Source organism: Sphaerimonospora mesophila (assembly GCF_001417795.1).
Classification (GTDB): Bacteria; Actinomycetota; Actinomycetes; order Streptosporangiales; family Streptosporangiaceae; genus Sphaerimonospora; species Sphaerimonospora mesophila.
The window spans coordinates 3,486-4,221 of sequence record NZ_BCBX01000077.1; the positions used below are offsets into that span (position 1 = coordinate 3,486).

Genomic DNA, 736 nt, shown 5'->3' on the forward strand with positions numbered 1-736 from the left:
GAACGCTCGGCCTGAGCTGGTAGTAGGTAAGCGATGGGGTGACGCAGGAAGGTAGCCCATCCCGGGCGGTGGTTGTCCCGGGGTAAGCATGTAGGGCGAGGGGTAGGTAAATCCGCTCCTCATGGTGCCTGAGGTGTGATGCCGAGCCGATTGTGGTGAAGTGGGTGATCCTATGCTGTCGAGAAAAGCCTCTAGTGAGTGCTATGGCGGCCCGTACCCTAAACCGACTCAGGTGGTCAGGTAGAGAATACCGAGGCGGTCGGGTGAACTGTGGTTAAGGAACTCGGCAAATTGCCCCCGTAACTTCGGGAGAAGGGGGGCCTCTGCTGGTGATCGGCTTTTCGTTGTGAGCTGGTGGGGGTCGCAGTGGCCAGGGGGAAGCGACTGTTTACTAAAAACACAGGTCCGTGCGAAGTCGTAAGACGATGTATACGGACTGACGCCTGCCCGGTGCCGGAACGTTAAGGGGACCGCTTAGCCTGTCTTTTGGTGGGCGAAGGTGAGAACTTAAGCGCCGGTAAACGGCGGTGGTAACTATAACCATCCTAAGGTAGCGAAATTCCTTGTCGGGTAAGTTCCGACCTGCACGAATGGCGTAACGACTTCCCCGCTGTCTCAACCACAGGCCCGGTGAAATTGCAGTACGAGTAAAGATGCTCGTTTCGCGCAGCAGGACGGAAAGACCCCGGGACCTTCACTGCAGCTTGACATTGGTGTTTGGGGCGGCTTGTGTAGG

Annotated in this window: 1 rRNA gene (running past both ends of the window); it reads left to right on the top strand. The window is 57.3% G+C overall.

The window, feature by feature from the left end:
- Window positions 1–736, top strand: a 23S ribosomal RNA gene (locus AP234_RS34050) (it extends past both window edges: 1,716 nt to the left, 1,547 nt to the right).